Source organism: Bradyrhizobium betae (assembly GCF_008932115.1).
Classification (GTDB): Bacteria; Pseudomonadota; Alphaproteobacteria; order Rhizobiales; family Xanthobacteraceae; genus Bradyrhizobium; species Bradyrhizobium betae.
Genome location: NZ_CP044543.1, coordinates 1,254,131 through 1,277,350 on the forward strand (window position 1 = coordinate 1,254,131; position 23,220 = coordinate 1,277,350).

Below are 23,220 nucleotides of genomic sequence, written 5' to 3' on the forward strand. Positions count from 1 at the left end.
ACCCGTTCTTGCATAGCAGCAGGCGGGATCGGAAGAGGGCAGCAGTTCTTGAGGGTCTTGTTCGTTACAACCGAGATGGACGACTTCGTCCGCGTTGGCGGACTCGGCGCCGTTTCCGCCGCCCTCCCCAGAGCGCTTCGCCCCTTCGCCGATATCCGGATCATGCTGCCCGGCTATCGCGACATCATCGAGCAACTCACGCATATCCAGATCGTCGGCCGCTGCCCCGCGTTTGCGGAGATGCCGGCCTGCTCGCTCGGCCGGGCAGCGACCAAGGACGGCCTGCCGGTCTATGTGCTGTTGTGCTCACAGCTCTACGACCGGCCTGGCAACCCCTATGGCGACGAGTCCGGGCGCGACTGGCCGGACAACGACATCCGCTTCGCGCGCTTTGCCTCGGCAGCCGCTGAGCTTGCCATGGGCAAGCTGGACAAGAATTGGGCAGCGGACCTCGTCCATGCCAACGACTGGCAGGCTTCGCTCGTGCCGGCCTACCTTGCCTGGCGCGGCGCCAAGGTCCCGTCGATCCTGACCATCCATAACCTCGCCTATCAGGGTCTCTTCCCGAGGGACTCGCTGCGGCGAATTGGCGTGCCAGAGAGCTCCTTCCACATCGACGGCGTCGAGTTCTACGACCAGCTGTCGTTCCTCAAGGCCGGACTGGTCTACGCCTCGCACCTCACCACCGTCAGCGGCACCTACGCGCGGGAGATCACAACGACCGAGTTCGGCTGCGGCCTCGAAGGCCTGTTGCAGCTGCGCTCCGACGCGGCCGAGCTGACCGGCATCCTCAACGGCATCGACGAGAGCTGGGACCCGCGCTCCTGCGCCCAGCTGGCCCAGCAATTCGGCGCCGGCGACTGGGTCGGCAAGAAGGCCAATGCGGATTACGTGCGCAAGCAGTTCGGGCTCGCGGTGTCGCGCGGCCCGATGTTCGGCATCGTCGCGCGCCTCGTGCACCAGAAGGGCATCGACCTCGTGCTGGCGGCGGCGGACGAGATCGTCGACGCCGGCGGGCAGATCGTGGTCACCGGCTCCGGCGAACCCGCGCTCGAGCAGGCGCTGGTCGATGCGCATCGCCGCCGCCCTGATGCGATCGGGGTCACGATCGGCTTCAACGACGCCCAGGCGCGGCGCATCTTCGCCGGGAGCGATTTCACATTGATGCCGTCGCGCTTCGAGCCCTGCGGGCTGAGCCAGATGTACGCCCAGCGGTTCGGCTCGCTGCCGATCGGCCACCAGACCGGGGGCCTCGCCGAGACCATCACCGACGGCGAGACCGGCTTCCTGTTCTCGAAGCCGTCGCATGATTCCTTCCTCGGCGGCGTCCGCCGCGCCTTCGAGGCCTTCATGGCGCAGGACCAGCTCGACACCATGCGCCGCAGCGCGATGGGACGCTCGTTCTCCTGGAGCATCTCGGCCGGCAGCTACAACGCACTGTACCGGAAGCTGGCGTCGGTGTGAGGCGGGGCGCCTCTACACGTTCCGTCATTGCGAGCGCAGCGAAGCAATCCAGAGTCTTTCGGCGGAGGCAGTCTGGATTGCTTCGTCGCAAGGGCTCCTCGCAATGACGATGTGGAAGGAGCGAACACCACTCTCTCACCGTCACTCTGAGGTGCTCGCCTCTTCGGCGAGCCTCGAAGGGCGACGGTCCGGCTGCAGCGGCGGGACCGTGCATCCTTCGAGGCTCCCGGCGCGATGCTTTTGCATCGCGCCACTCGCACCTCAGGATGACGGGGCAAAAGCAGAGAGAACCTCACCCCTTCCCGCGCACATCCATCCGCGGCCGGCCGATCCAGGCACGGTTGAGACACCGGGTCATCCAGTCGGGCTGCGGCTCACCCCGCAGCCGTGCCTGCGCTTCCTGATAGGGCCCGACATAGCGCAGCCGATCCGGCAATTTCGGATAGACGCGCCTGATCCATTGCAGCGCGTTTTCGGCGGATCTGGCGTCCCGCTCGTCGAGCTCAAATCCAAAACCCGCGCGCAATCGCTCCGGCAACATCCTCGCCGTGAGCGCGCGATACCAACGCGGTGGCCGCAGCCACGGACGGGCGCCGGCAAATATCTGCGTGGCGATCTCGCGCGCCGCCGGGCTGACGGTCAAAATGTCTGACTGCACCATCGCCGCCGTGTAGGCCGCAAAGCCGGCCCAGTCCGCCGGCAGATCATCCGCCGTCAATCCGAACAAGGCGCCGAACGCCCGGCTCTCGGTCCAGTAGCGTTCGCGCGCCTCGACCGGGAGTGGCGGCAGCACCAGATCGTGCGCCATCAGCGCGGTTTCGACCAACGTCGCGTGGACCCAGCGCAGCGACGGGATGTCGTTGGCGCAGTAGCGCGAGCCCGCCGCGAACGGACCGACCGTCGCGGGCATCGCTCCGACGATCATGCTGTGGCGCCGGTGCAGCTGGCGGGACGACAGAAGCGCCCGGTCGAGCGAGCCAAACACCATCGCAAAGACGATGTCGAAGGTACGATGAAAACGGCCGACAGGGTCAGCAAGGGTCTTGGAGTGCTCGGCGATGGCGGCGGCGACCCAGGGATGCGCCAATTGCAGCAGCAGCGCGCGGCCGGCGCCGAGAAAGATCACGGCCTCCCGGTCGAGTTGCCAGGTCACCGTGTCAGGACCGAACACGCCGGCATCGGGTCCGGACGCCTCAGCGCGGACATGGTCGAGAGCAGCTTCCAGATCGCTCGCGGATACCACTTGCAACGCCTTTCGACTGCGGACACCCACGATCCGCAAGGCCTGTGGCAATTCGATGAACGGCAAACTCCTCAGCGCTTGACCGGCGCTTCCTGCGGCGGCTCGTCGTCGGCGATGGCACGCCAGGCGGCGCCGTCGAGATCGTCGTACTGGCCGCTGCGGAGCGACCACAGGAAGGCGGCAAGGCCGGCAAGACCGAGCATCAGCGCGAGCGGGACCAGGATGACCAGGATTTCCATCAAACGATCTCCCGGGCGCGGCTGCGGGCCCGCAGCGAATTCAGCATGACCAGGATCGAGGAGCCGCTCATCGCGGCCGCGGCGATCAGGGGCGTCACCACGCCGCTGATCGCGACCGGTACGGCGAGGACATTATAGCCGATCGCAAGCCAGAGGTTCTGCCGCATCAGATGCAGCGCCTTGCGCGAAGCGTCGATGGCCGCAACGACCGGGGCCAGCGGCCGGCCGAGGAAGACCAGATCGGCGGTGGCCTGGCTGAGATGCGCGGCCGAGATCGGCGACATCGAGACATGGGCCGCCGCCAGCGAAGGTGCGTCGTTCATGCCGTCTCCGACCATCAGCACCTTTGCGCCGCGCCGCTTCAATTCCTCGATCCGCGCGATCTTGTCGGCGGGCGTCACGCCGGCGCGCCATTCGGGAATGCCGAGCGCATCCGCCGCCGCCTTCACCGCCGGCTCGCGATCTCCGGAGAGAATCTCGATGCCGACGTTGCGCGCCTTCAGCGCCGCAATCACGGCCTGCGCGTCCGGCCGCAGGCCCTGACGCACCGACAGGATGAATTTTTCGGGCCCCTTGCTGAAGGCGACGATTGAGGCTTCTGGATCGAGATTGGCGCCGCTGACCAACGCCTCCGCGCCGCAGAAGGACGGCCGACCGAGACGGATCTCGACGCCGTCCAGAGTTGCGCGCACGCCTTGCCCGGCCTCTTCGACTGCACCGACAACAGGCGATTTCGCGCCGGCGGCCTTCGCGACCGCGGCGGCTACCGGATGATGGCTCGACAGCGCGAGCCGGCCGGCGAGATCGAAGATGCCGGCGGGAATGTCGGCGGCGTTCGTGACTTCGAGATTCGGCAGCGTCAGCGTTCCGGTCTTGTCGAAGATGACGTGATCGGCTTCGGCGAGGCGCTCGATGGCATCTCCCGAATTGAGCAGCACGCCGGACTTGAACATCGCGCCCGAGGCGATCGTCTGCACGGTCGGAATGGCAAGGCCGAGCGCGCAGGGACAGGTGATGATCAGCACGGCAACGCCGGTCACGATCGCATCGTGCCAGGACGCACCGGCGATGACCCAGCCGAGAATGGTGATGAGCGCGGTCGCATGCACCACCGGCGCGTAGAGCCGCGAGGCGCGATCGGCGAGCCGCATGTAGCGCGAGCGCGCCTGCAGCGCGTTGTCGAGCAGCCGCGTGATCTCGGCGAGCAGCGTCGCCTCCGACGCCGCCGAGACCCGCACCCGCAGCGTGCCGGAGATGTTCATCGATCCGGCATAGACCGGCGTACCCTGCTCCGCGGTGACGTAGAGCGTCTCGCCGGTGATCAGGCTCTGGTCGATCTCGGAACGCCCCTCGATCACCGTGCCGTCGACCGCGCAGCGCTCGCCGGGCCGCAGCAGCACGATGTCGCCGGGATGGATCGCGGCCACCGGCACCTGGGAGATCTCGTCAGGCCCGATGAACTTGGCCGCGGTCTCGGCCTTGAGCGCGGCGAGATTGCCGGCAACCGCCCGCGTCCGCCGCCGCATGTTCTGGTCGAGGAAACGGCCGACCAGCAGGAACGTCAGCAGCATGATCGCCGCGTCGAAATAGGCGTGCTCGGCGTGGTGGATGGTCTCGACCACCGACATGCCGAGCGCGAGGATCACGCCGATCGAGATCGGCACGTCCATGTTGGTGGTCTTGTTCGACAGCGCGCGCCAGGCCGAACGGAAGAACGGCTGGCCGGCATAGGCCGCCGCCGGCAACGCGATCAGGGCCGAGAGCCAGTGGAAGAAGTCGCGCTGCTCCGGCAGCATGTCCGAGACGTTGCCCGACCATACCGGGATCGACAGCATCATCACGTTCATGGTGGCGAACGCGGCGACGCCGAGGCAGCGCAGCAGGAAGCGCGATTCGGCGACCTCGGTCGCTTCCGCGCTTTCGGTCTCGTAAGGGTAAGCCTTGTAGCCGAGCTCCTCGAGGCGGTCGATGAACTTGCTAGGATCGAGCGTGCCCGCTTTCCATTCCAGCGCGACGCGGCGGTCGGTGAGGTTCACGCGCGCCAGCGTGACGTCGGGCATCGCCGACAGTCCGCGCTCGATCTTGGCCATGCAGCCGGCGCAGTGAACGCCCTCGACTGCGAGATCGATGTGCTGGACGCCCTCGCCCGCGACGCGGACGTAATGCGAAAAATCCCGCGTGACGTGCATGACGATGTCCTTCAGTTCAGGATCACGCGGTTGCGCGACATGAACACGCGCGTCCCGCGCGCCTCGCCCTCGATCACCAGATCCCACTGGCCGGGCGCGACGGCAGCGGCATCGCCGCGATAGATGCCGATGCCGGCTTCGGTGAGCTCGACCTGGAGATCGGCGCGCTTGTCGGTCGGCCGCTCCAGGCGGCCAGCGAATTTCAAGCCGGTCACCGGCCTGCCGCTGGCGTCGCGCGCGTCGACTTGAAGCGCGGCGACGCCGTCGGCGCGGCGCTCGATATGGGCATTGACCTGCCATTTGCGCGCAGCTTGGTCCTGCGCCGCCGAGATCTCGCGGTCATAGGTGAGACCTGCGGCATAGGGGCTATCGACATCGGTGCCGGGCAGCGTTGCGATCGCGAGCTTCATCATGGTCACGTTGACGCCGATCACGACGCCGAAGAAGGCGACCAGCATCAGGAACACCTTGGTTCCGGTCAGCGGCTTGGTTGCCATGGCAGTCTCCTGGTCCTACGGCGCGACGAAATTGTCGGTGGCGCTGGCAGCTTCGCCAAGGCCGATATCGGTGACGTGGAAGCGAACCGGAATCGACTTCTCCGTATTGCTCTCCGCCGGCGCGGTGACGAGCAGGCGCAGTTCGCTGGTGGAATCGCGGGGGATGACGATCATCGGCCGGTCCGGCGTTACCGAATCGGCGCCGACGACGTGGATGGTCAAGTTGGCGGGACCGCTGGCGTCGATCGCGATGACGCGGTCGTAGCCGCTCTTGTTGAGCAGCCGCACCGTATAGGCGTTGCGGATCGAGCCGTCGCTGAGCTTGACCGCGACCGGGTTGCGGTCGTGCAGCACGTTGACGTCGAGCAGGCTGCGGGTCGCCAGCGTGTAGATCATGAAACCGCCGACGGCTGCAATGATGGCGCTGTAGGCCACGGTTCGCGCGCGCACGATCTTGTAGATCGGCGCCTTGCCTTCCTGGCGGCGGTGGATGTTGATGTCGTTGTCGTAGCCGATCAGCCGCTTCGGCCGGCCGATCTTCGTCATCACGTTGTCGCAGGCGTCGATGCAGAGCCCGCACTGGATGCATTCGAGCTGCGGCCCGTTGCGGATGTCGATGCCGGTCGGGCAGACCGCGACGCATTGATAGCAGTCGACGCAATCGCCCACCTGCTCGCCGAGCGCGCGCAGCTCGGCCGCCTTCTTGACCGAGGTGCGCTTCTCGCCGCGGTCGTAGCGGTAGGTGACGTTGAGCGCCCATTCGTCGGTGAGCGCGGCCTGGATCCGCGGCCAGGGACACATGTAGGTGCAGACCTGCTCGCGCATGTAGCCGGCGAGCAGATAGGTCGTCGCGGTGAGGATGCCGATCCAGATATAGGCGATCATCGGCCCCTGGAAGGTGACGAGCTCCTTCACCAGCGTCGGCGCGTCATAGAAATAGAGCACCCAGGCGCCGCCGGTCCACCAGGCGATCATGAGCCAGATCGAATGCTTGAGCACGATCTCGGAGATGCGCTCGAGCTTCATCGGGTCGGACGACTTGTCCTTCTTCATCCGCTCGCGCCGGTCGCCTTCGACCAGACGCTCGACGGCGTAGAACACGTCGGTCCACACCGTCTGCGGGCAGAGATAGCCGCACCAGATGCGGCCGCCGACCGAGTTCATCAGGAACAGCGCAACCGCCGCCACGATCAGGAGGCCGGTGAAGTAGTAGACCTCCTGCGGCCACAGCTCGATGAAGAAGAAGTAGAAGCGGCTGTTGGGCAGATCGATCAGCACCGCCTGGCTGGGGGCGCCGAGGCCGCGGTTCCAGCGCACGAAGGGCAGGAAGTAGTAGATGCCGAGGCAGACCGCCATCAGGCCCCATTTGATCCGGCGGAAGGTTCCCGAGACGCTCTGGGGATAAACCTTCTTGTGGGCTACGTAGAGTGGCCCGTTGTCGCCGTCGGATGTGAGGTCTTTGGGGTTCACGGTCTTGTTCATCGCCTAGAACTTCTCGAAAAGGTGCGATTAAACCTAGACCCGACACCGCCGCGTCAGTTGATCCAGCTCAAACGGGGGCGGTTTTGTTCGCCCCCGCTTGTGGCCAGTCGGTTACTTTCCACCGCCCAGCGAGTGGACGTAGACCGCCATCGCCTTGATCGTGGCGGGATCGAGCCGCCCTTCCCAGGCCGGCATGACGCCGGCGCGGCCCTGGCTGATGGTCTCGATCAGGGTCGCTTCGTCCGAGCCGTAGAGCCAGATCTTGTCGGTCAGGTTCGGTGCGCCCATCTCCTGGTTGCCCTTGCCGCCGTCGCCGTGGCAGGCGACGCAATTCTCCGCGAAGATCTTCTCGCCCTTGGCCGCGTCATAGCCCTTGCGGGTCGGAAGGCCCGACAAGGCGCGGACATAGTTGGCGACCGTGACGATCTCTTCCGGCTTCAGCACGCCGTCCTTACCGAAGGCGAGCATCTGGCCCTCATGTGTCTTGGCATGACCCGAGCGCGCGCCGAACTGGATGGTCTGCATGATCTGGTCGAGCGTGCCGCCCCACAGCCAATCGTCGTCGTTCAGGTTCGGATAGCCCTTGGCACCGGCTGCGCCGGAGCCGTGGCACGGCGCGCAATTGTCGCCGAACACGGTCTTGCCCTTGGCGCGGGCGAGCGCCAGCAAGGCCGGGTCCTTCTCGATGTCGGCGAGCGAGGCCGCCGCCAATGCCGCCATCTTGTCACCGCGGATCGTCTCAAGATTGGCGAGCTCCACCGCAAGGCTGGCGCGCGTCGAGTAGCCGAGCAGACCTGTCGTATTGCTCGAGATCAGCGGCCAGGCCGGATAGATGATCCAGTAGCCGATCGCCCAGACGATGGTCAGATAGAAAGTGATCACCCACCAGCGCGGCAGCGGTGTGTTGAGCTCCTTGATGCCGTCCCATTCATGTCCGGTCGTGTGCCTGCCGGTGACGGCATCGAATTCGCCTTGATGTTCGCTCATGATCTCTCACTCCTCCCGCAGCGGCAGGCTGGCCGCTTCGTCGAATCCAGCCTTGTTGCGGGGCCAAAACGCGTAGGCGATAATCGCGAGAAAGATCGCGACGAAGACCGGCGTCCAGACCGTGGTCACGAGACCGGACGCGAGATTGTCGAGTGTCAGGATGGCTTTCATCGTTCGTGCCTTCTCAGCGAAGATTGGCTTTCTCGTTGTAGATCTTGAAGTCGACCAGAGTGCCGAGCATCTGCAGGTACGCGATCAGTGCGTCCATCTCGGTCGGCGTCCCGGTCTTGCCGTCGAAGTTGCGCACGACGGCCTTGGCGTAGCGCTTGGTGAAGGCGTCGGAACCGGAATTGTCCGGATCGGCCTGAGCCTTCATGTCGGCGCTTGCGTTGGCGATCTGGTCGTCGGTGTAGGGCACGCCGACGGTCCGCAGCGTCCGCATGTGGTCGGCGATCGTATCCGGATCGACTTCCGTCTGAGCCAGGAAGGGATAGCCCGGCATCACCGATTGCGGGACGATCGCGCGCGGGTTGGTCAGATGGGTGACGTGCCAGTCGTCGGAATATTTGGCGCCGACGCGGGCAAGGTCGGGACCGGTGCGCTTCGAGCCCCACTGGAACGGGTGGTCGAACATGCTCTCGGCGGCGAGCGAGAAGTGGCCGTAGCGCTCGACCTCGTCGCGCAGGGGCCGGATCATCTGCGAATGGCAGAGATAGCAGCCCTCGCGGACATAGATGTTGCGGCCGGCGAGTTCGAGCGGCGTGTAGGGCCGCACCCCGTCCACCACCTCGATCGTGCTCTTGAGGTAGAACAGCGGGGTGATCTCGACGAGACCGCCGATCGCGATCACCAGCAAAATGCCGACGACCAGGATGATCGAGTTCTTTTCGAAGATTTGGTGACGTGTCCAGAACGACATGGGAAGCTCCTCATTCCGCCGGCTGAAGAGCGACGGGCATCTGGACTTCCTGCTCGCCGATGCGAACCGTCATCCAGAGGTTATAGGCCATGATCAGCGCGCCGATCAGGAACAGCGCACCGCCAGCGGCGCGAATGACGTAGAAGGGATGCATCGCCTCGACGGTTTCGATGAAGGAATATTCGAGGAAGCCGAGCGAGGTGTACGCACGCCACATCAGGCCCTGGAGGATGCCGGACACCCACATCGCCGAGATGTAGAGGACGATACCGAGGGTCGCGATCCAGAAGTGCCAGTTGACGAGCTTCAGGCTGTAGAGGCCTTTCTTGTTCCAGGCCCACGGCACCAGGCAGTACAGCGCGCCGAAGGAGACGAAGCCGACCCAGCCGAGCGCGCCGGAATGCACGTGGCCGATGGTCCAGTCGGTGTAGTGGCTGAGCGAGTTGACCACCTTGATCGACATCATCGGACCTTCGAAGGTCGACATGCCGTAGAAGGCCACGGAGACGACGAGCATGCGCAGCACGGGATCGGTGCGCAGCTTGTCCCAGGCCCCCGACAGCGTCATCAGGCCGTTGATCATGCCGCCCCAGGAGGGCATCCACAGCATGATCGAGAAGGTCATGCCGAGCGTCTGCGTCCAGTCCGGCAGCGCCGTGTAGTGCAGATGGTGCGGGCCGGCCCAGATATAGAGGAAGATCAGCGCCCAGAAGTGGATGATCGAGAGCCGGTAGGAATAGATCGGCCGCTCGGCGCGCTTCGGAATGAAGTAGTACATGATGGCGAGGAAGCCGGCGGTCAGGAAGAAGCCCACCGCGTTATGGCCGTACCACCACTGGAACATCGCATCCTGGATACCGCCCCAGGCGATGTAGGACTTCGAGCCGAACACCGAGACGGGAAGGGCCGGATTGTTGCCGAGATGCAGGACCGCGATCGTCACGATGAAGGCGAGATAGAACCAGTTCGCGACGAAGATATGCGGCTCCTTGCGCTTGATGATGGTCGCAAGGAACACGAGCAGATAGGTCACCCAGACGATGGTCAGCCAGAGGTCGGCATACCATTCCGGCTCGGCATATTCCTTGGACTGCGTCACGCCGAGCAGATAGCCGGTGCCCGCGATCAGGATGAAGAAATTGTAGCCGAGCACGACGAACCAGGGCGCGAGGTCGCCAGCGAGCCGCGCGCGGCAGGATTTCTGCACGACATAGAAGGATGTCCCAATCAGCACGTTGCCGCCGAAGGCGAAGATCACCGCGGAGGTGTGCAGCGGTCGCAACCGTCCGAACTGAATCCACTGCAAGTCGAAATTCAGCGCGGGCCAGGCCAGCTGCGACGCGATGATCAGCCCGACGAGAAAGCCCGCGATGCCCCAGAACATCGCCATGAAGGAGCAGAACTTGATCGGCCCCATGTTGTAGTTGGGACGACCGTTGATCTCCGCCGCCGGCAGTGCCGCCGGGCGGTCGAAGTAGCGATTGATGATGAAGAACACAGCGGCGACGCTCGCCGCCGCGCCGAGCGCGGCGTGAAAAGCGAAGGGCGCATCGAGCGCCTTGGCCGAGGCGATCACGCAAAGGAAGGCGGTGACTGCGAACACGACAGCCAGGCCGCTTTCACCGATGGTCATGGATTTGGAGATGGAGGGCTGGCTCATGCGGATTCTCTCTGAAAGAACACGGGGCCAGAAACCACATTCACCCTCGCGGGGAATTGATTGAAATCAAGACAGATGGATTTCTGTTAATGTGAGGCGGATAAGGATCGGGAAACGATATCAATCGCTTCCACCGCGCATTGCGCGCGCGGCGAGGCCCCGCCTCCGTGGAAACACGGAGGCCCTGATCGCGGGAGATCCGGGGCTATTCGTCAGTCGCGCGCGGTCGCCTTGAGCGCCGAAATGAGATCCTCGCGGGCGATGATCCCGACCAGCTTCTGCGCACCGTCGAGCACGATGATGCTCCTGATGCGGTGCTCGACCATGATCTGGAGAACCCGCGTCAACCTCGTATCGGGGCTGACATAGATGAACTCCGGCGTCATGACATCGCCGACCTTGCGGCTCATCAGGTCGGGATAGCGCGGCAGCATCTGGCTCGGCGTGAAGGCGAAGCACTTCAGGATGTCGAATTTGGTGACGATGCCGACCACCTGCCCGTCGTCCTCGACCGGATAGCTGTTGAAATCGTCGTCCTCGAACATCTCGCTGAGCGCGAGCATGTCGAGGTCGCGCTGCACCGTCCTGACGTTGCGCGTCATGTAGCCGTCGACGGTCTGCTCGAGAAACTTGTACACGGCGCGTCCTCTTCGATTCGCTTCCAGCCGGCCGTCAGTGCGACAGCAGCACGCAGCGGGCGGATTGCGTGACCAGATATTGGGTAACACCGCCGAGAATCATTTCGCGGAAGCGCGAATGACCATAGGCACCGGCAACGATCAGGCTTGCGCCGACATCGCCCGCGACTTTCTCCAATTGCCCGGCGACGGTTTCGTTCCGGGCCGCTTCGCAGACCCGCGCGGTCGCGGTAACGCCGTGACGGGCAAGCCACGCCGTCACGTCGGTCACACCGGCGACGGCGGCGGAACGGTCGTCGTCACCTTCCGAAATCGCGACGATGGCGACATCCCTGGCCTTGCGCAGCATCGGCAGCGCGTCGGCCAGTGCCCGCCGCGACTCCGGCGTATCCTTCCACGCCACGAGGACGCTGCGCAGATCGAGCCAGTTGACGCCGTCGGGCACGACCAGGATCGGCCGGCCCGACTGCATCACCAGATCCTTGGGGCTCGCGAGCGCGAATGCGTCGGAGAAGGCCGGGCTCTGCCCGCCGCTGACGATGATGTCGGCGCAACGCGCCTGGGTGAGCGTAAACCGCTCCGGGAAATCCATGGCACTGCGCCATTCCACATGGCCGCCGCGATTTTTGATCGCGGAACGGAATTGCGCCTCCAGTTCGGCCAGGCGCCTCTTGATGGAGGCTTCCTCCTGGTCGATCAGTCCCTGAGCCGCGGCGCCATCGGTGAAATAGAGCGGCGGCGCGAACTGCGCCGCGGCGACCCCGACGATGGCCGCCTCGAATCGCTCGGCAAGCTCGCCTGCGACCTGTAGACGCGAATCGTTGGGCTGATCGAGCGCCAGGCTGACCATCACGGTCGCATATGTCATCGAAACTCTCCGAAACTCTCCGGGCATCAAGCTTTCATGAAACTGTAGCTCTGTCGACGCTCCGCAGGATGAGATAGATCAAACCTTCCGGGCACCGTGCCGTGGGGCCTCAGCCGATGGAATAAGACATCCGAACTTGCCTCAGGCCCGGGCTTGGGCGACATTGCGTCGGCGGTAACGGCATCCGGGCTGACCGCATGAAGATGGAGCCACCGCTTGTCGCCGACCCGCGTTACGCATCCCAATGATGACGGCCGGGGCGAGCATTTCCGCGTTCGAATCGAGGGGTTTGGCGTCGGCACCTGGGATCTCGATCTCAGGACGATGGAATTGGAATGGTCCGACACGTCCAGGGCCCTGTTTGGCGTCGAGCCGGACGAGCCGGAGAGCTACGAGCTGTTCCTGGCGCGCCTCGAGCCCAACGACCGCGAGTGGGTCGAGCGCGCGATCAAGCGCGTCTGCGAGCACGGCGGCAGTTTTGACGTGTCCTTCAGGGTCGCAGGCGACCACGGCAGGGAAAAGTGGATTCGCGCCCGGGCGGGTCTCATTCGGGACGAGGCCGGCGCCGCCTGCCACCTCAGCGGCATTTTCCTCGACATCGACGAGGAGAAGCAGGTCGAGGAGGCGCTGCGCACGCGCGAATCACACCTGCGCTCGATCCTTCGCACCATTCCGGACGCCATGATCGTCATCGACGGCCATGGCGTGATCCAGCTGTTCAGCACGGCGGCCGAGCACCTGTTCGGCTGGCCCGAGCAGGAGGCGATCGGCCAGAACGTCAGCATCCTGATGCCGGAGCCAGACCGCTCCCGTCACGACGGCTACATCGCGCGTTATCGCGTCACCCACGATCCGCACATCATCGGCATCGGCCGCATCGTGACCGGCAAGCGCCGCGACGGGACCACCTTTCCGATGCACCTGTCGATCGGCGAGATGCAGTCCGGCGGCGAGCCCTATTTCACCGGCTTCGTTCGCGATCTGACCGAGCATCAGCAGACCCAGGCGCGGCTCCAGGAGCTCCAGTCCGAGCTGGTCCACGTCTCCAGGCTGAGCGCCATGGGCGAGATGGCCTCCGCGCTCGCCCATGAGCTCAACCAGCCGCTGGCCGCGATCAGCAACTACATGAAGGGCTCGCGGCGGCTATTGTCGGGCAGCAATGATCCGAACACCGCCAAGATCGAGAGCGCGATGGATCGTGCGGCCGAGCAGGCGGTGCGCGCCGGCCAGATCATTCGCCGGTTGCGCGATTTCGTCGCGCGCGGGGAGTCCGAGAAGCGGGTCGAGAGCCTGTCGAAGCTGATCGAGGAAGCCGGCGCCCTCGGCCTTGCCGGCGCGCGCGAGCAGAACGTGCAGCTCCGCTTCAGCCTCGATCCGGATGCCGATCTGGTGCTGGCCGACCGGGTGCAGATCCAGCAGGTGCTGGTCAACCTGTTCCGCAACGCACTGGAAGCGATGGCGCAATCGCAGCGGCGCGAGCTCGTCGTCTCCAACGCCCGCGTCGGGGACGACATGATCGAGGTGGAGGTGTCCGACACCGGCCACGGCTTCGGGGATGACGTCATTCCAAACCTGTTTCAGACTTTCTTCACCACCAAGGACACCGGCATGGGCGTGGGACTGTCCATCAGCCGCTCGATCATCGAAGCTCACGGTGGCCGCATGTGGGCCGAGAGTAACGCATCGGGGGGAGCGACATTCCGCTTCACCCTGCCGGCAGCCGACGAGACCTGATCCATGACGACCAAGGGACATATCTACGTCATCGACGACGACGAGGCGATGCGGGACTCGCTGAACTTCCTGCTGGATTCCTCCGGCTTCGGCGTCACGCTGTTCGACAATGCGCAGAGCTTCCTCGACGCCCTGCCCGACCTCGCCTTCGGCTGCGTCGTCTCCGACGTACGCATGCCGGGCATCGACGGCATCGAGCTGCTGAAGCGCATGAAGACCCAGCACAGCCCGTTTCCGATCCTGATCATGACCGGGCATGGCGACGTGCCGCTCGCGGTCGAGGCGATGAAGCTGGGCGCCCTCGACTTCCTGGAAAAACCCTTCGAGGACGACCGCCTCGTCACCATGATCGAATCCGCGATTCGCCAGGCCGAGCCGGCGGCCAAGAGCGAATCCATTGCCCAGGACATCGCAGCCCGGGTCGCCTCCTTGAGCCCCAGGGAGCGCCAGGTGATGGAGGGGCTGATCGCGGGCCTCTCCAACAAGCTGATCGCCAGGGAATACGACATCAGCCCGCGCACCATCGAGGTCTACCGGGCCAATGTGATGACCAAGATGCAGGCCAACAGCCTCTCGGAGCTGGTGCGGCTGGCGATGCGCGCCGGCATGCTGAAGGATTGAGGCAAGTCAAGATTCGTCCTCGCGGACCGTGCTAGTTGATCAGGCATGATTGAGATCAGCTCACGTCCTGGGCAGCTCCCGAAGGCGACATCCACCAAGCCCACAATCTACGTGGTCGATGACGATGATGCCGTCCTGGGATCTCTGCGCTTCCTGCTGGAAACCGACGGCTTTGCCGTGCGGACCTTCAGGAATGCGACGGCCCTGCTCAATGCGAGCGGCGCGCACGGCGCGGATTGCTACGTCATCGACTACAAGATGCCTGACATCAACGGCCTCGAGCTCGCCGGCCGCCTGCGCCAGTCCGACGGCGAAACGCCGGTGATCCTGATCACCGGCTATCCGGACGTGAACATCTCCGCCCGGGCCGCGGCCGCGGGCGTAAAAGACGTGATTTTGAAGCCGCTTCTCGACGAAAACCTGGTCAAGCGCATCCGCCATGCCATCCAGGACAGGGCCGGGAACTGACCTACGGGATTCTACGTAGGTAAACCTCCTTAAGATATCTCGCGAAATTTTCCGGCCGCCCGATACCGCGTACCAATTCGCCATCACAACGGAGATGGCGCAGATGCTGACCCAGACGCTCAACACCCAGGCAATCAACACCCAGATCAACGGCAAGATTGCCCCGGCCCATCCCGTCTCCGACCAGTTCGGCGCAATCGCAGGCCATATCGGCCTCGTCGCCACCGAGTTCTCCTACCGCAAGGAAGAAGAGATCTACGGCGAGGACGAGCCGTCCGAATATGTCTACCAGGTCGTTTCCGGCGCGGTGCGCAGCTACAAGCTCCTCTCCGACGGCCGTCGCCAGATCGGCGCCTTCCACCTTCCCGGCGACGTGTTCGGCCTCGAGTCCGGCCCCACCCACCGCCTTGCCGCTGAAGCCATCATCGACACCACCGTGCGCCTCGTGAAGCGCGCCAGCCTCGAAAAGGCCGCCGGCACCGACGTGCAGGTCGCCCGCAAGCTCTGGGCCATGACCGCCGGCGAGCTTCGCCACGCCGAAGACCACATGCTGCTGCTGGGCCGCAAGACCGCGATGGAGCGTGTCGCGACCTTCCTGCTCGAAATGGACCGCCGCCTCGCCGTTGCCGGCATGATGGCGCTGCCGATGTGCCGCCGCGACATCGGCGACTATCTCGGCCTCACGCTCGAGACCGTGTCGCGCGCGCTGTCCCAGCTTCACGCCCAGGGCATTCTCGGCTTCTCCGGCGCCCGCCAGATCGTGCTGCGCAACCGCGCCCGCCTGCACAATCTCGACGCCTGATCTTTCCTCCCCCACTTATGGCCGGCTGAATTCGTTCAGCCGGCCATTTCTTTTGCGGCGATCATGCCCATGCGCCGGGTTTCCGGCATCACCAGCAGGATCAGCAGAAGCCCCGTCGCGGCGACGCCGGAAAGTCCGATGAACGCCGTGGCATTGCCGAACTTGTCGCTGACATAGCCGCCGAGCGCCGTGCTCAGCGACGCACCGATGCCGGTCGCGGTGCCGACGATGCCCTGCGCAAGGTTGAAGTGTCCGCTGCCGAAGGCGACGTCGGCCACGATCAACGGAATCATCACCGCGAACACCGCCGCCGTGATGCCGTCGAACACCTGCACCGCGACCAGCAGATAGGGATCCCGCACCGTCGCGAACAGCAGGCCACGGATCGTCAGCGCGGCGAAACCGATCAACAACAATGGCCGCCTGCCCCACGCTTGCGCCTTGCGTCCGACGGTCGGCGACAGCAACGCCACGATCGCCTGCGGCACGACGATGCAGAAAGCGACGAGGACCGTCGCCCATTGGCTCGACCGCGCCGTCACCGCGCTCGCCATCAGCGGCATCATCGCGGCGTTCGCGAGCTGCAACAGCAGGACGCTCAGAGCAAAGACGATCAGCGGCTTCTGCCGGATCAGATGCCAGATATTGGTGTCACCGCGATTCCTGGCCTCGCGCGGCATCTCGCCGTGGCAGCGGGCGATATCGACCTCCTCCTCGCGAATACGCGACAGCGCGATCAGGGTCGGGATCGCAAGCAGGAAAGTGACCAGGAACACCGAGCGGCTCGACAGCAGGTAACCGGCCGTGCCCATCACCGCCGCCGCGACGCCATTGCCGAGCGAAGCGAACCGGGCGTTGCGGCCGAGGCGCTCGCCGATCGCGAGCGGCCCGACGAGACCGAGGCTGATCGCCGCAATCGCCGGCCCGAGCACGCAGCTCGCCGCCGCATGCAGCGTAGCCGCGGCCATCACCACCGGGAAGATCGGCATCGCCGCATAGGCCAGCGCACAGCAGCCGATGGCGGTGATCGCAAGTCCGGCGACCAGCCGCTCGGATTTCGCCGCGTCGATGATCGCACCACCCGGCATCTGCCCGATCAGGGCGACGATGCCGCCGATCGACAGCACGAGGCCGATCTCGACCTGGGTCCATTTTTGCGTCGTGAGGTAGACCGCGATGAAGGGGCCGAAGCCGGTCTGCACGTCGGCGAGGAAGAAGATGAACCAGTCGAGACCGCGCAGGCTCTGGCGCGAGGGGGCCGGAATACCCGAGGGCGATGGCGCCGCTAGATTGTCCTGCTCAACGCGACTCTCGCGGTCTGCATGGTTCGGCTTTCTCGACAACATCACCGGCGGCCATCCCTCCCCGCGCCTCACTGAGCAGCTTGCAGCGGTTGCAGGCTGCCGGATGCGCCAAGCACGACCATCGGCGTGTCTTCCTTGTACTCCGGCGCGGCCGCGACCTGCGCCTTGGTCAGTTCCAGCGTGATGCTGTCCCTCTTGTTGACAATCTTGCCGAACCGCATCGCGTTCCAGTCCACGACGATCTTGCGGCTGCCGACGCCGAGGAAGCCGCCGAAATCGATCACGGCCGCGCGCACGTGCCCGCTGCGGTCGACGATGACGTCGACGATCCGGCCCATGTCCTCGTTCGCCGCGCTGAGCACGTCGCGGCCGAGCACGCCATGCGCGTCGCTGGCGCCGATGATCGTTACCGATGGCGGCGGCGCGGCGTCCTTCGGCGTGACTGGAACCGTCGAGGCCGGCGGCGCTGCCGTCGCCGGCGCATTCACGTCGCCCGAGGCCGCGGGCAGCTCCTCGGCGGCGCGCGACACCGCGACCGTCAATCCCGCGACGATCGCGACGCTCAGGGACAACCATCCGGCGCTACGCATGAACCCTCCTCGCCGGCGCCGCTAGCGGGCCAGCACGATCGACACCTGGATCTGGCCGCGCGTGCGCAAGACCTCCAGCGCCATGTCGTCGCCGTGGCGGCTGACACGCAGGTCCACGCTGGACTCGCCGAGGCGCAGATCGCGCAGAATCACTTCGTTCAGGAAATTCGGCAGATGCGGATTGCGCAACCGAATCTCGCCGCGGCCGACGTCGAACTCGATGCCGAGCGCCGCCTCCAGCAGCGTGAACGGCGTCGCGCTGGCCCAGGCCTGCGGCGCGCAGGCAACCGGATAGAGCGTCGGGCCACGCCGCTTCTCGCGCCGAAAGCCGCAGAACAATTCCGGCAGCCGCCGCAGGTCCATGTAAGTGGCCGCGTCGAACAGGCCCTTGAAGACATGCGCGACCGAATGCTTGAGCCCGTAGCGCGCGAGCCCGAGCGCAATCAGCGCGTTGTCATGCGGCCAGATTGACCCGTCATGATAGGACATCGGATTGTAGCGCACCTCGCCTTGCGCGACGGTGCGGATGCCCCAGCCCGAGAAGAAATGCGGACCCATCAGATCGGCGGCGACCAGGCGTGCGCGATCCTCGCGGATCATGCCGCTGAATAGCACCTGCCCGGCATTCGAGGTCCGCACCTTGCAGGGTCGCTTCTGTCCATCTAGCGCGAGCGCATAGGTGCCTAGCTCCTCGCACCAGAATGCCTTCTCGAACCGCTCCGCCAGCGACTTGGCTTCGGCCTCGAGCTTTTTGGCAAGGTCGGGCTTGCCAAGCCGCAACGCGCAACGCGCGGCGAGCTGCTTTGCGACAAAGACGTAACCTTGCACCTCCGCCAGCGCGAGATTGCCCTCCGCAAGCTGGCCGTCGGCATGGAAGATCGCGTCGTAGGAATCCTTCCAGCCCTGGTTGGCCAGCCCCTTTTCGGTCGCGCGCTGATATTCGACAAAGCCGTCCTGATCGGGGTCGCCGGGACCATCGATCCAGGCGAGCCCCGCCTCGATCGCCGGCCATAGCTCGATGAGCGTCTTCTCGTCGCCGGTACGCTCGAAATAGCGCCCCGCCAGCATCACGAACAGGGCGGTGGAGTCCACGCTGCCGTAATATTGCGCGAACGGAACCTCGCGCAGCGCGGCCATCTCACCGCCGCGCATCTCGTGCAGGATTTTTCCGGGCGCAGCATCGGCCCGCGGATCGACAGCCTTGGCCTGGAAATGGGCCAGACGCCGCAACACGCCCTTGGCAATGCGCGGGTCGACCCACAGCATCTGGAGCGCGGTGATGAGGCCGTCGCGACCGAACGTCGTGGAGTACCAGGGAATACCGGCATAGGGGTAACGGCCCTGCGGCGTCTCCGTCATCAGCATGTTGAGGTCGGCCATGGCCTGGCACAGCACCTCGTTGAAGATGTTATTGGAGGTCTCGATGCTGGCCGCACCCATCGTCGATTGCCGCATCTCGCGGCGATGGGCCAGCAAGCCCCTGAAGAAGCGCGCCGGCTTTTCCGCGACCGGCCGGTTACAGGACGCCGCCACGAACAGCGATCTCGACTCGTGCGGATCGAGCTCGAGCTGCCAGGTCGCTGCATTCACGGACAGCCGTGTCGGCCGCGGGTCGAAATGCAGGCCGGTGGTGCGCTCGGCATCGTCGAGGCCGCGGTATTCGAACAGCACGTCGGTCGGGCCGAGCAGCTTGCTCGTGCCGGTCCCGCGGCGCGCGCGCCGTTCGCCGCGGACCTCGAACAGATCGGCGAAGTCGTTGCCGAACAGCAGCGTCAGCTCGAAGCTGGCACGCCGGTCGCCATGGTTCTGCACGCCGATGCGCTGATAGGCCGTGCCGCGCCACAGGAAGATCGTGCGCACGATGTGCAGCAGGTCCTTCTGCAGCACCAGGCTGCCACTGCGGTAAATGTCGGGATTGGTGAGATCGACGGTCAGCGCCGAATTGTCGTCGCGCAGGTTCGAGCCGAGCAATAGCGGCTGGAGATCGTCGAGCACGAGCTCGAGCCGCGCCAGGTAGCGCGTATCCTGGTTGAACAGACCGTCCGGCCCGCCGGCGGACGCGCCGATGTCGCCGTGGCTGTCAAGCACGATGAACGTATCGTCATGCTTGAGCGAGCGCCGCGGACGCGCCGATGGCCCCGTCATCGGAATATAGAAAGGCTGCTCCGCGACCTGTTCCAGGGTCCGGGTCACGGAGACGAGTTGGGTTACGGCTTCGGCCGCCATGGGCTGCTCCCCTGCGCTTGTTTCAAGACGCAAACGACTCGAACGCGACTGTTGATCTACGCGGCCGCCTGCGCGAGCCGGCTCATTTCCTGCGTGACCAGCTCACGATAGGGACCGTGGCCCTGCATCAGGCGCTCGGGCGAGCCGTCCTCGATGATCTTGCCACCTTTCAGCACGACCACGCGGTCGAAATTCCGCAGCGTTGCCAGCCGATGCGCAATCGCGATCACGGTACGCCCGCGCATCAGGCGCGACAATGCCTCGCGGATCACCTCCTCGGATTCATTGTCGAGCGCGGCGGTCGCCTCGTCCAGCAGCAGGATCGGCGCGTCCTTGAGGAAGGCGCGCGCAATCGCGATGCGCTGGCGCTGGCCGCCTGACATCTTGACACCGCGGTCGCCGACCATGGTGTCGAGGCCTTCCGGCAGGCTGTCGATGAAATCGCAGCGCGCCGCAATCGCAGCGCGCAGCACCTCGTCGTCCGTCGCATTGGGCCTGCCATAGCGGATGTTCTCGCGAATGGAGCGATGGAACAGCGAGATGTCCTGCGGCACCACGGAGATGGCTTCCCGCAGGCTGAGCTGGGTGACCATGGAGATGTCCTGGCCGTCGACGGTGACGCTGCCCTCGTCGACGTCGTAGAAGCGCTGGAGCAGCGTGAACAGCGTGGACTTGCCACCGCCGGACTGGCCGACCAGGCCGACGCGCTGGCCGGGCTGCAGCCGCAGGCTGAACCGCTCGAATATCTTCTCGCTGCCGGGATAGCCGAAGGTGACATTGTTGAAGGCGATCGCGGCGCCGCTCTTGACCAGCGGCTCTGCCTCGGGGTGATCACGCAGCTCATGCGGCACCAGCAGCGTCGCGATCGCCTCGGTCAGGCGCGCGACATGCTGGGTGACATCGACCAGCGCCACGGCAAGGTCGCGCGTCGCGCTCAGAATCGAGATGCCGAGCGTACAGACCAGCACGACGTCGCCGGTGGTGGCCTCACCCTGTTGCCAGAGCGTCACCGCCCAGGCCATCAGCGCGATCGTCAGAAGCACGGTCACGGCGGCATGCAGCAAGCGCAGCTTCTCCAGATAGCGCAGGCTGCGGCTGCGCGCCGTGAGTTCCCGGTTCACCGTGGCGTCAAACCGCTCGTGCTCGTGGCCGATGCCGCAGAAGGCGCGAACCAGCGGCATGTTGCTGATGACGTCGATCATCTCGCCGTCGACGACAGCGGCCTTGTCGGCGAAGTCGTCATGCAGCGGCTTGCCGGCCGCGGCGAGACGGAACATGGCGGCCACCATGCCGCCCGCGATCACGATCAGGCCGAGCGCCATATAGGGACTGACGGTTCCAATCAAGCCGATGGCTGCAACTGTGGCGATGCACGGCGGCAGCACATTCCAGACGAACATGTTCTCGACCGTGAACACGGCGTTGGATGTGGCCGTAATGCGGCTGGTCAGCATGCCCGGCATCCGGTCCGAGAAATAGCTCGGGGCATGCCCGGTCAGATGACGAAAGATGTCACGACGCAAATCGCCCGTGACGCGAACAAAGGTAAGGCTCGCTGTCCAGCTCGCGATCCGCCAAAGGAAGTTGTCCGCGGCGATCAGCGACATGAGCAGGATGAATGCCAGCCATACGCCGCCACCATGCGATGGCCCCGCCGACAGAGCATCGACCAGGGATTTGACGCCATATTGCGTGCCCACCGAGCAGGCAACGGCTGCAACGACAGCGATCAGGATCACCAGGTGCGTGGCCAGATGTTGCCACAGATAGCGCAAGACAAAGGCAAATGGCCTGCGCGCGTATCCAGAAAGATGATCCATGTGACTGCAACCCCGTCGCGATGATTCCAATTGTTCTTAACTGCCGACTGAACATCGACTGCTTCGCCTCGGTTCCCGGGCAAGACCATCACGACATGCGGATGCGGACGATGTGAGAAGAGCTGATGGCATCATCGCGACCACTCCGCACTGTGTCGAAGAAGTAACGTTCGCTTAGAGGAACTTCGCAACTGCGAGAACGTTCCCCGACTGGCATGCCGGTGCCGACACGCGACGGGGGCTTTAACTTCCATGATCGCACATAGGAGATGGTGAGATGCGCATCGCGCAGGTAGCTCCGTTGACGGAGGCTGTTCCACCCAAGCTGTATGGCGGCACCGAGCGGGTGGTGCACTGGTTGACGGAAGAGTTGGTTGCTCTTGGACACGACGTGACGCTGTTCGCCAGCGGCGATTCACAGACATCGGCGAAGCTGGACGCAACCTGGCCGCGGGCGCTTCGCCTCGACGGTTCCGTGCGCGATCCCAATGCGCTGCACATGGTGATGCTGGAGCGCGTACGGCAGAAATGCGACGACGAGGAGTTCGACTTCCTCCACTTCCATCTCGACTATTATCCGTGGTCGCTGTTCCACCGGCAGCCGACCCCGTTCCTGACCACGCTGCACGGCCGGCTCGATCTTCCCGAGCATCAGCCGGTGTTCAACACCTTCTCCAAGGTTCCTGTCATCTCGATCTCGAACGCGCAGCGGCGTCCGGTACCGCAGGCGAACTGGGTGAGGACGATCCACCACGGTCTGCCGGAAAATCTGTTGACGCCGAAGCCGGCGAAACAGGAATATCTCGCCGTGCTCGGCCGCATCGCGCCCGAGAAAGGCGTCGATCGCGCCATCAGGATCGCGATGCATTGCGGCATTCCGTTGAAGATCGCAGCCAAGGTCGATCGCGCCGACCAGGATTACTATGACGAGTTGATCCGGCCGATGATCCAGGACAATCCGCTGGTGGAGTTCATCGGCGAGATCGGCGACCACGAAAAGTCCGACTTCCTGAGCGGTGCGCTCGGCCTGTTGCTGCCGATCGACTGGCCGGAGCCGTTTGGTCTCGTGATGATCGAAGCCATGGCCTGCGGCACGCCGGTCATCGCCTTCAACCGTGGCTCGGTGCCGGAGATCATCGACGAGGGCCTCACCGGCTTCATCGTGGAGGACATCATCAGCGCGGCCGGCGGCGTCAATCGTCTGCCGCAGCTGGACCGCGCCGCGGTCCGCAAGCAGTTCGAAACACGCTTCACCGCGCGGCGCATGGCACTGGACTATCTTACGGCCTATCGCAGCCTGATCGAGGCACAAGCGCCGCGGATCAAGCTGGTGAGCAGCGCGGAGTAAAGGTTAGGCTGTCGCCACATCGCGGCTGCCAGTCGAAGCGCCCTCTCCCCTTGTGGGAGAGGGCTCAAGAACTAAGCGGCATAATCGCTTGGGTGAGGGGTTGCCTCCGCATTGAAAAGCT

Annotated in this window: 21 protein-coding genes; 6 read left to right on the plus strand and 15 right to left on the minus strand. The window is 64.9% G+C overall.

Going from position 1 to position 23,220, the window contains the following annotated elements; all coding sequences use genetic code 11:
* Positions 1-48: 48 nt before the first annotated feature.
* On the plus strand, positions 49-1,464 hold the full coding sequence (glgA, locus tag F8237_RS06085) for a glycogen synthase GlgA (protein ID WP_151642876.1): 1,416 nt from the start codon (positions 49-51) through the stop codon (positions 1,462-1,464).
* A gap of 292 nt (positions 1,465-1,756) precedes the next feature.
* On the opposite strand, the gene F8237_RS06100 is transcribed toward glgA, so the two are convergent.
* The 11 genes from F8237_RS06100 to F8237_RS06150 form a co-directional block, all read right to left on the minus strand.
* Complete coding sequence (locus F8237_RS06100; RefSeq protein WP_162005893.1) at positions 1,757-2,707, minus strand: oxygenase MpaB family protein; 951 nt, start codon at positions 2,705-2,707, stop codon at positions 1,757-1,759.
* Between the two features lie 71 nt (positions 2,708-2,778).
* Positions 2,779-2,946, minus strand: coding sequence for a cbb3-type cytochrome oxidase assembly protein CcoS (gene ccoS, locus F8237_RS06105; RefSeq protein ID WP_015687698.1), 168 nt, complete (start codon positions 2,944-2,946; stop codon positions 2,779-2,781).
* The gene (locus tag F8237_RS06110; RefSeq protein ID WP_151642878.1) at positions 2,946-5,135 is read right to left on the minus strand and encodes a cation-translocating P-type ATPase; all 2,190 of its coding nucleotides are present in this window, start codon (positions 5,133-5,135) and stop codon (positions 2,946-2,948) included. The genes ccoS and F8237_RS06110 overlap by 1 nt, the downstream gene beginning before the upstream one ends.
* A gap of 11 nt (positions 5,136-5,146) precedes the next feature.
* Complete coding sequence (locus F8237_RS06115; RefSeq protein WP_151642879.1) at positions 5,147-5,632, minus strand: FixH family protein; 486 nt, start codon at positions 5,630-5,632, stop codon at positions 5,147-5,149.
* A 15-nt stretch (positions 5,633-5,647) separates the two neighbouring features.
* Positions 5,648-7,114, minus strand: a complete 1,467-nt coding sequence (gene ccoG, locus F8237_RS06120) for a cytochrome c oxidase accessory protein CcoG (protein WP_151642880.1) — start codon at positions 7,112-7,114, stop codon at positions 5,648-5,650.
* Between the two features lie 111 nt (positions 7,115-7,225).
* Positions 7,226-8,101 carry a cytochrome-c oxidase, cbb3-type subunit III gene (gene ccoP, locus F8237_RS06125; protein WP_151642881.1) on the minus strand — a complete coding sequence of 292 codons (876 nt, stop codon included), beginning with the start codon at positions 8,099-8,101 and terminating at the stop codon, positions 7,226-7,228.
* Positions 8,102-8,107: 6 nt separating this feature from the next.
* A complete protein-coding gene (locus F8237_RS06130) occupies positions 8,108-8,272 on the minus strand; it encodes a cbb3-type cytochrome oxidase subunit 3 (protein ID WP_151642882.1) in 165 nt (54 codons plus the stop codon).
* A 13-nt stretch (positions 8,273-8,285) separates the two neighbouring features.
* Entirely contained in the window at positions 8,286-9,020 is a 735-nt protein-coding gene (ccoO, locus tag F8237_RS06135; RefSeq protein ID WP_151642883.1) for a cytochrome-c oxidase, cbb3-type subunit II, read from the minus strand.
* Positions 9,021-9,030: 10 nt separating this feature from the next.
* The gene (gene ccoN / locus F8237_RS06140) at positions 9,031-10,680 is read right to left on the minus strand and encodes a cytochrome-c oxidase, cbb3-type subunit I (protein WP_151642884.1); all 1,650 of its coding nucleotides are present in this window, start codon (positions 10,678-10,680) and stop codon (positions 9,031-9,033) included.
* Between the two features lie 212 nt (positions 10,681-10,892).
* The gene (locus tag F8237_RS06145) at positions 10,893-11,318 is read right to left on the minus strand and encodes a CBS domain-containing protein (protein ID WP_151642885.1); all 426 of its coding nucleotides are present in this window, start codon (positions 11,316-11,318) and stop codon (positions 10,893-10,895) included.
* Between the two features lie 34 nt (positions 11,319-11,352).
* Positions 11,353-12,186: a universal stress protein gene (locus F8237_RS06150; protein ID WP_151642886.1), complete on the minus strand. Its 834-nt coding sequence runs from the start codon at positions 12,184-12,186 to the stop codon at positions 11,353-11,355.
* A 216-nt stretch (positions 12,187-12,402) separates the two neighbouring features.
* Here F8237_RS06150 and fixL point away from each other — a divergent pair, with 216 nt between their 5' ends.
* From fixL to F8237_RS06170, 4 genes are all read left to right on the plus strand, one after another.
* Positions 12,403-13,920, plus strand: coding sequence for a sensor protein FixL (fixL, locus tag F8237_RS06155; RefSeq protein ID WP_151642887.1), 1,518 nt, complete (start codon positions 12,403-12,405; stop codon positions 13,918-13,920).
* 3 nt (positions 13,921-13,923) lie between these two features.
* On the plus strand, positions 13,924-14,541 hold the full coding sequence (fixJ, locus tag F8237_RS06160) for a response regulator FixJ (RefSeq protein ID WP_151642888.1): 618 nt from the start codon (positions 13,924-13,926) through the stop codon (positions 14,539-14,541).
* Positions 14,542-14,586: 45 nt separating this feature from the next.
* Positions 14,587-15,009: a response regulator transcription factor gene (locus F8237_RS06165; protein WP_151642889.1), complete on the plus strand. Its 423-nt coding sequence runs from the start codon at positions 14,587-14,589 to the stop codon at positions 15,007-15,009.
* 103 nt (positions 15,010-15,112) lie between these two features.
* Entirely contained in the window at positions 15,113-15,811 is a 699-nt protein-coding gene (locus F8237_RS06170) for a helix-turn-helix domain-containing protein (protein WP_162005894.1), read from the plus strand.
* Positions 15,812-15,846: 35 nt separating this feature from the next.
* On the opposite strand, the gene F8237_RS06175 is transcribed toward F8237_RS06170, so the two are convergent.
* Genes F8237_RS06175 through F8237_RS06190 form a run of 4 tightly spaced genes read right to left on the minus strand, consistent with a single transcriptional unit; the run spans position 15,847 to position 21,751 of the window.
* Positions 15,847-17,160, minus strand: a complete 1,314-nt coding sequence (locus tag F8237_RS06175; RefSeq protein ID WP_162005895.1) for an MFS transporter — start codon at positions 17,158-17,160, stop codon at positions 15,847-15,849.
* A 23-nt stretch (positions 17,161-17,183) separates the two neighbouring features.
* A complete protein-coding gene (locus F8237_RS06180) occupies positions 17,184-17,705 on the minus strand; it encodes a PRC-barrel domain-containing protein (protein ID WP_162005896.1) in 522 nt (173 codons plus the stop codon).
* A 21-nt stretch (positions 17,706-17,726) separates the two neighbouring features.
* Positions 17,727-19,931, minus strand: coding sequence for an amylo-alpha-1,6-glucosidase (locus F8237_RS06185; RefSeq protein ID WP_151642892.1), 2,205 nt, complete (start codon positions 19,929-19,931; stop codon positions 17,727-17,729).
* A gap of 56 nt (positions 19,932-19,987) precedes the next feature.
* Positions 19,988-21,751: an ABC transporter ATP-binding protein gene (locus F8237_RS06190; protein WP_151642893.1), complete on the minus strand. Its 1,764-nt coding sequence runs from the start codon at positions 21,749-21,751 to the stop codon at positions 19,988-19,990.
* Positions 21,752-22,028: 277 nt separating this feature from the next.
* Between F8237_RS06190 and F8237_RS06195 the strand changes: the two genes are divergently transcribed.
* Entirely contained in the window at positions 22,029-23,099 is a 1,071-nt protein-coding gene (locus F8237_RS06195) for a glycosyltransferase family 4 protein (RefSeq protein ID WP_151642894.1), read from the plus strand.
* The last annotated feature ends 121 nt before the right edge of the window (positions 23,100-23,220 follow it).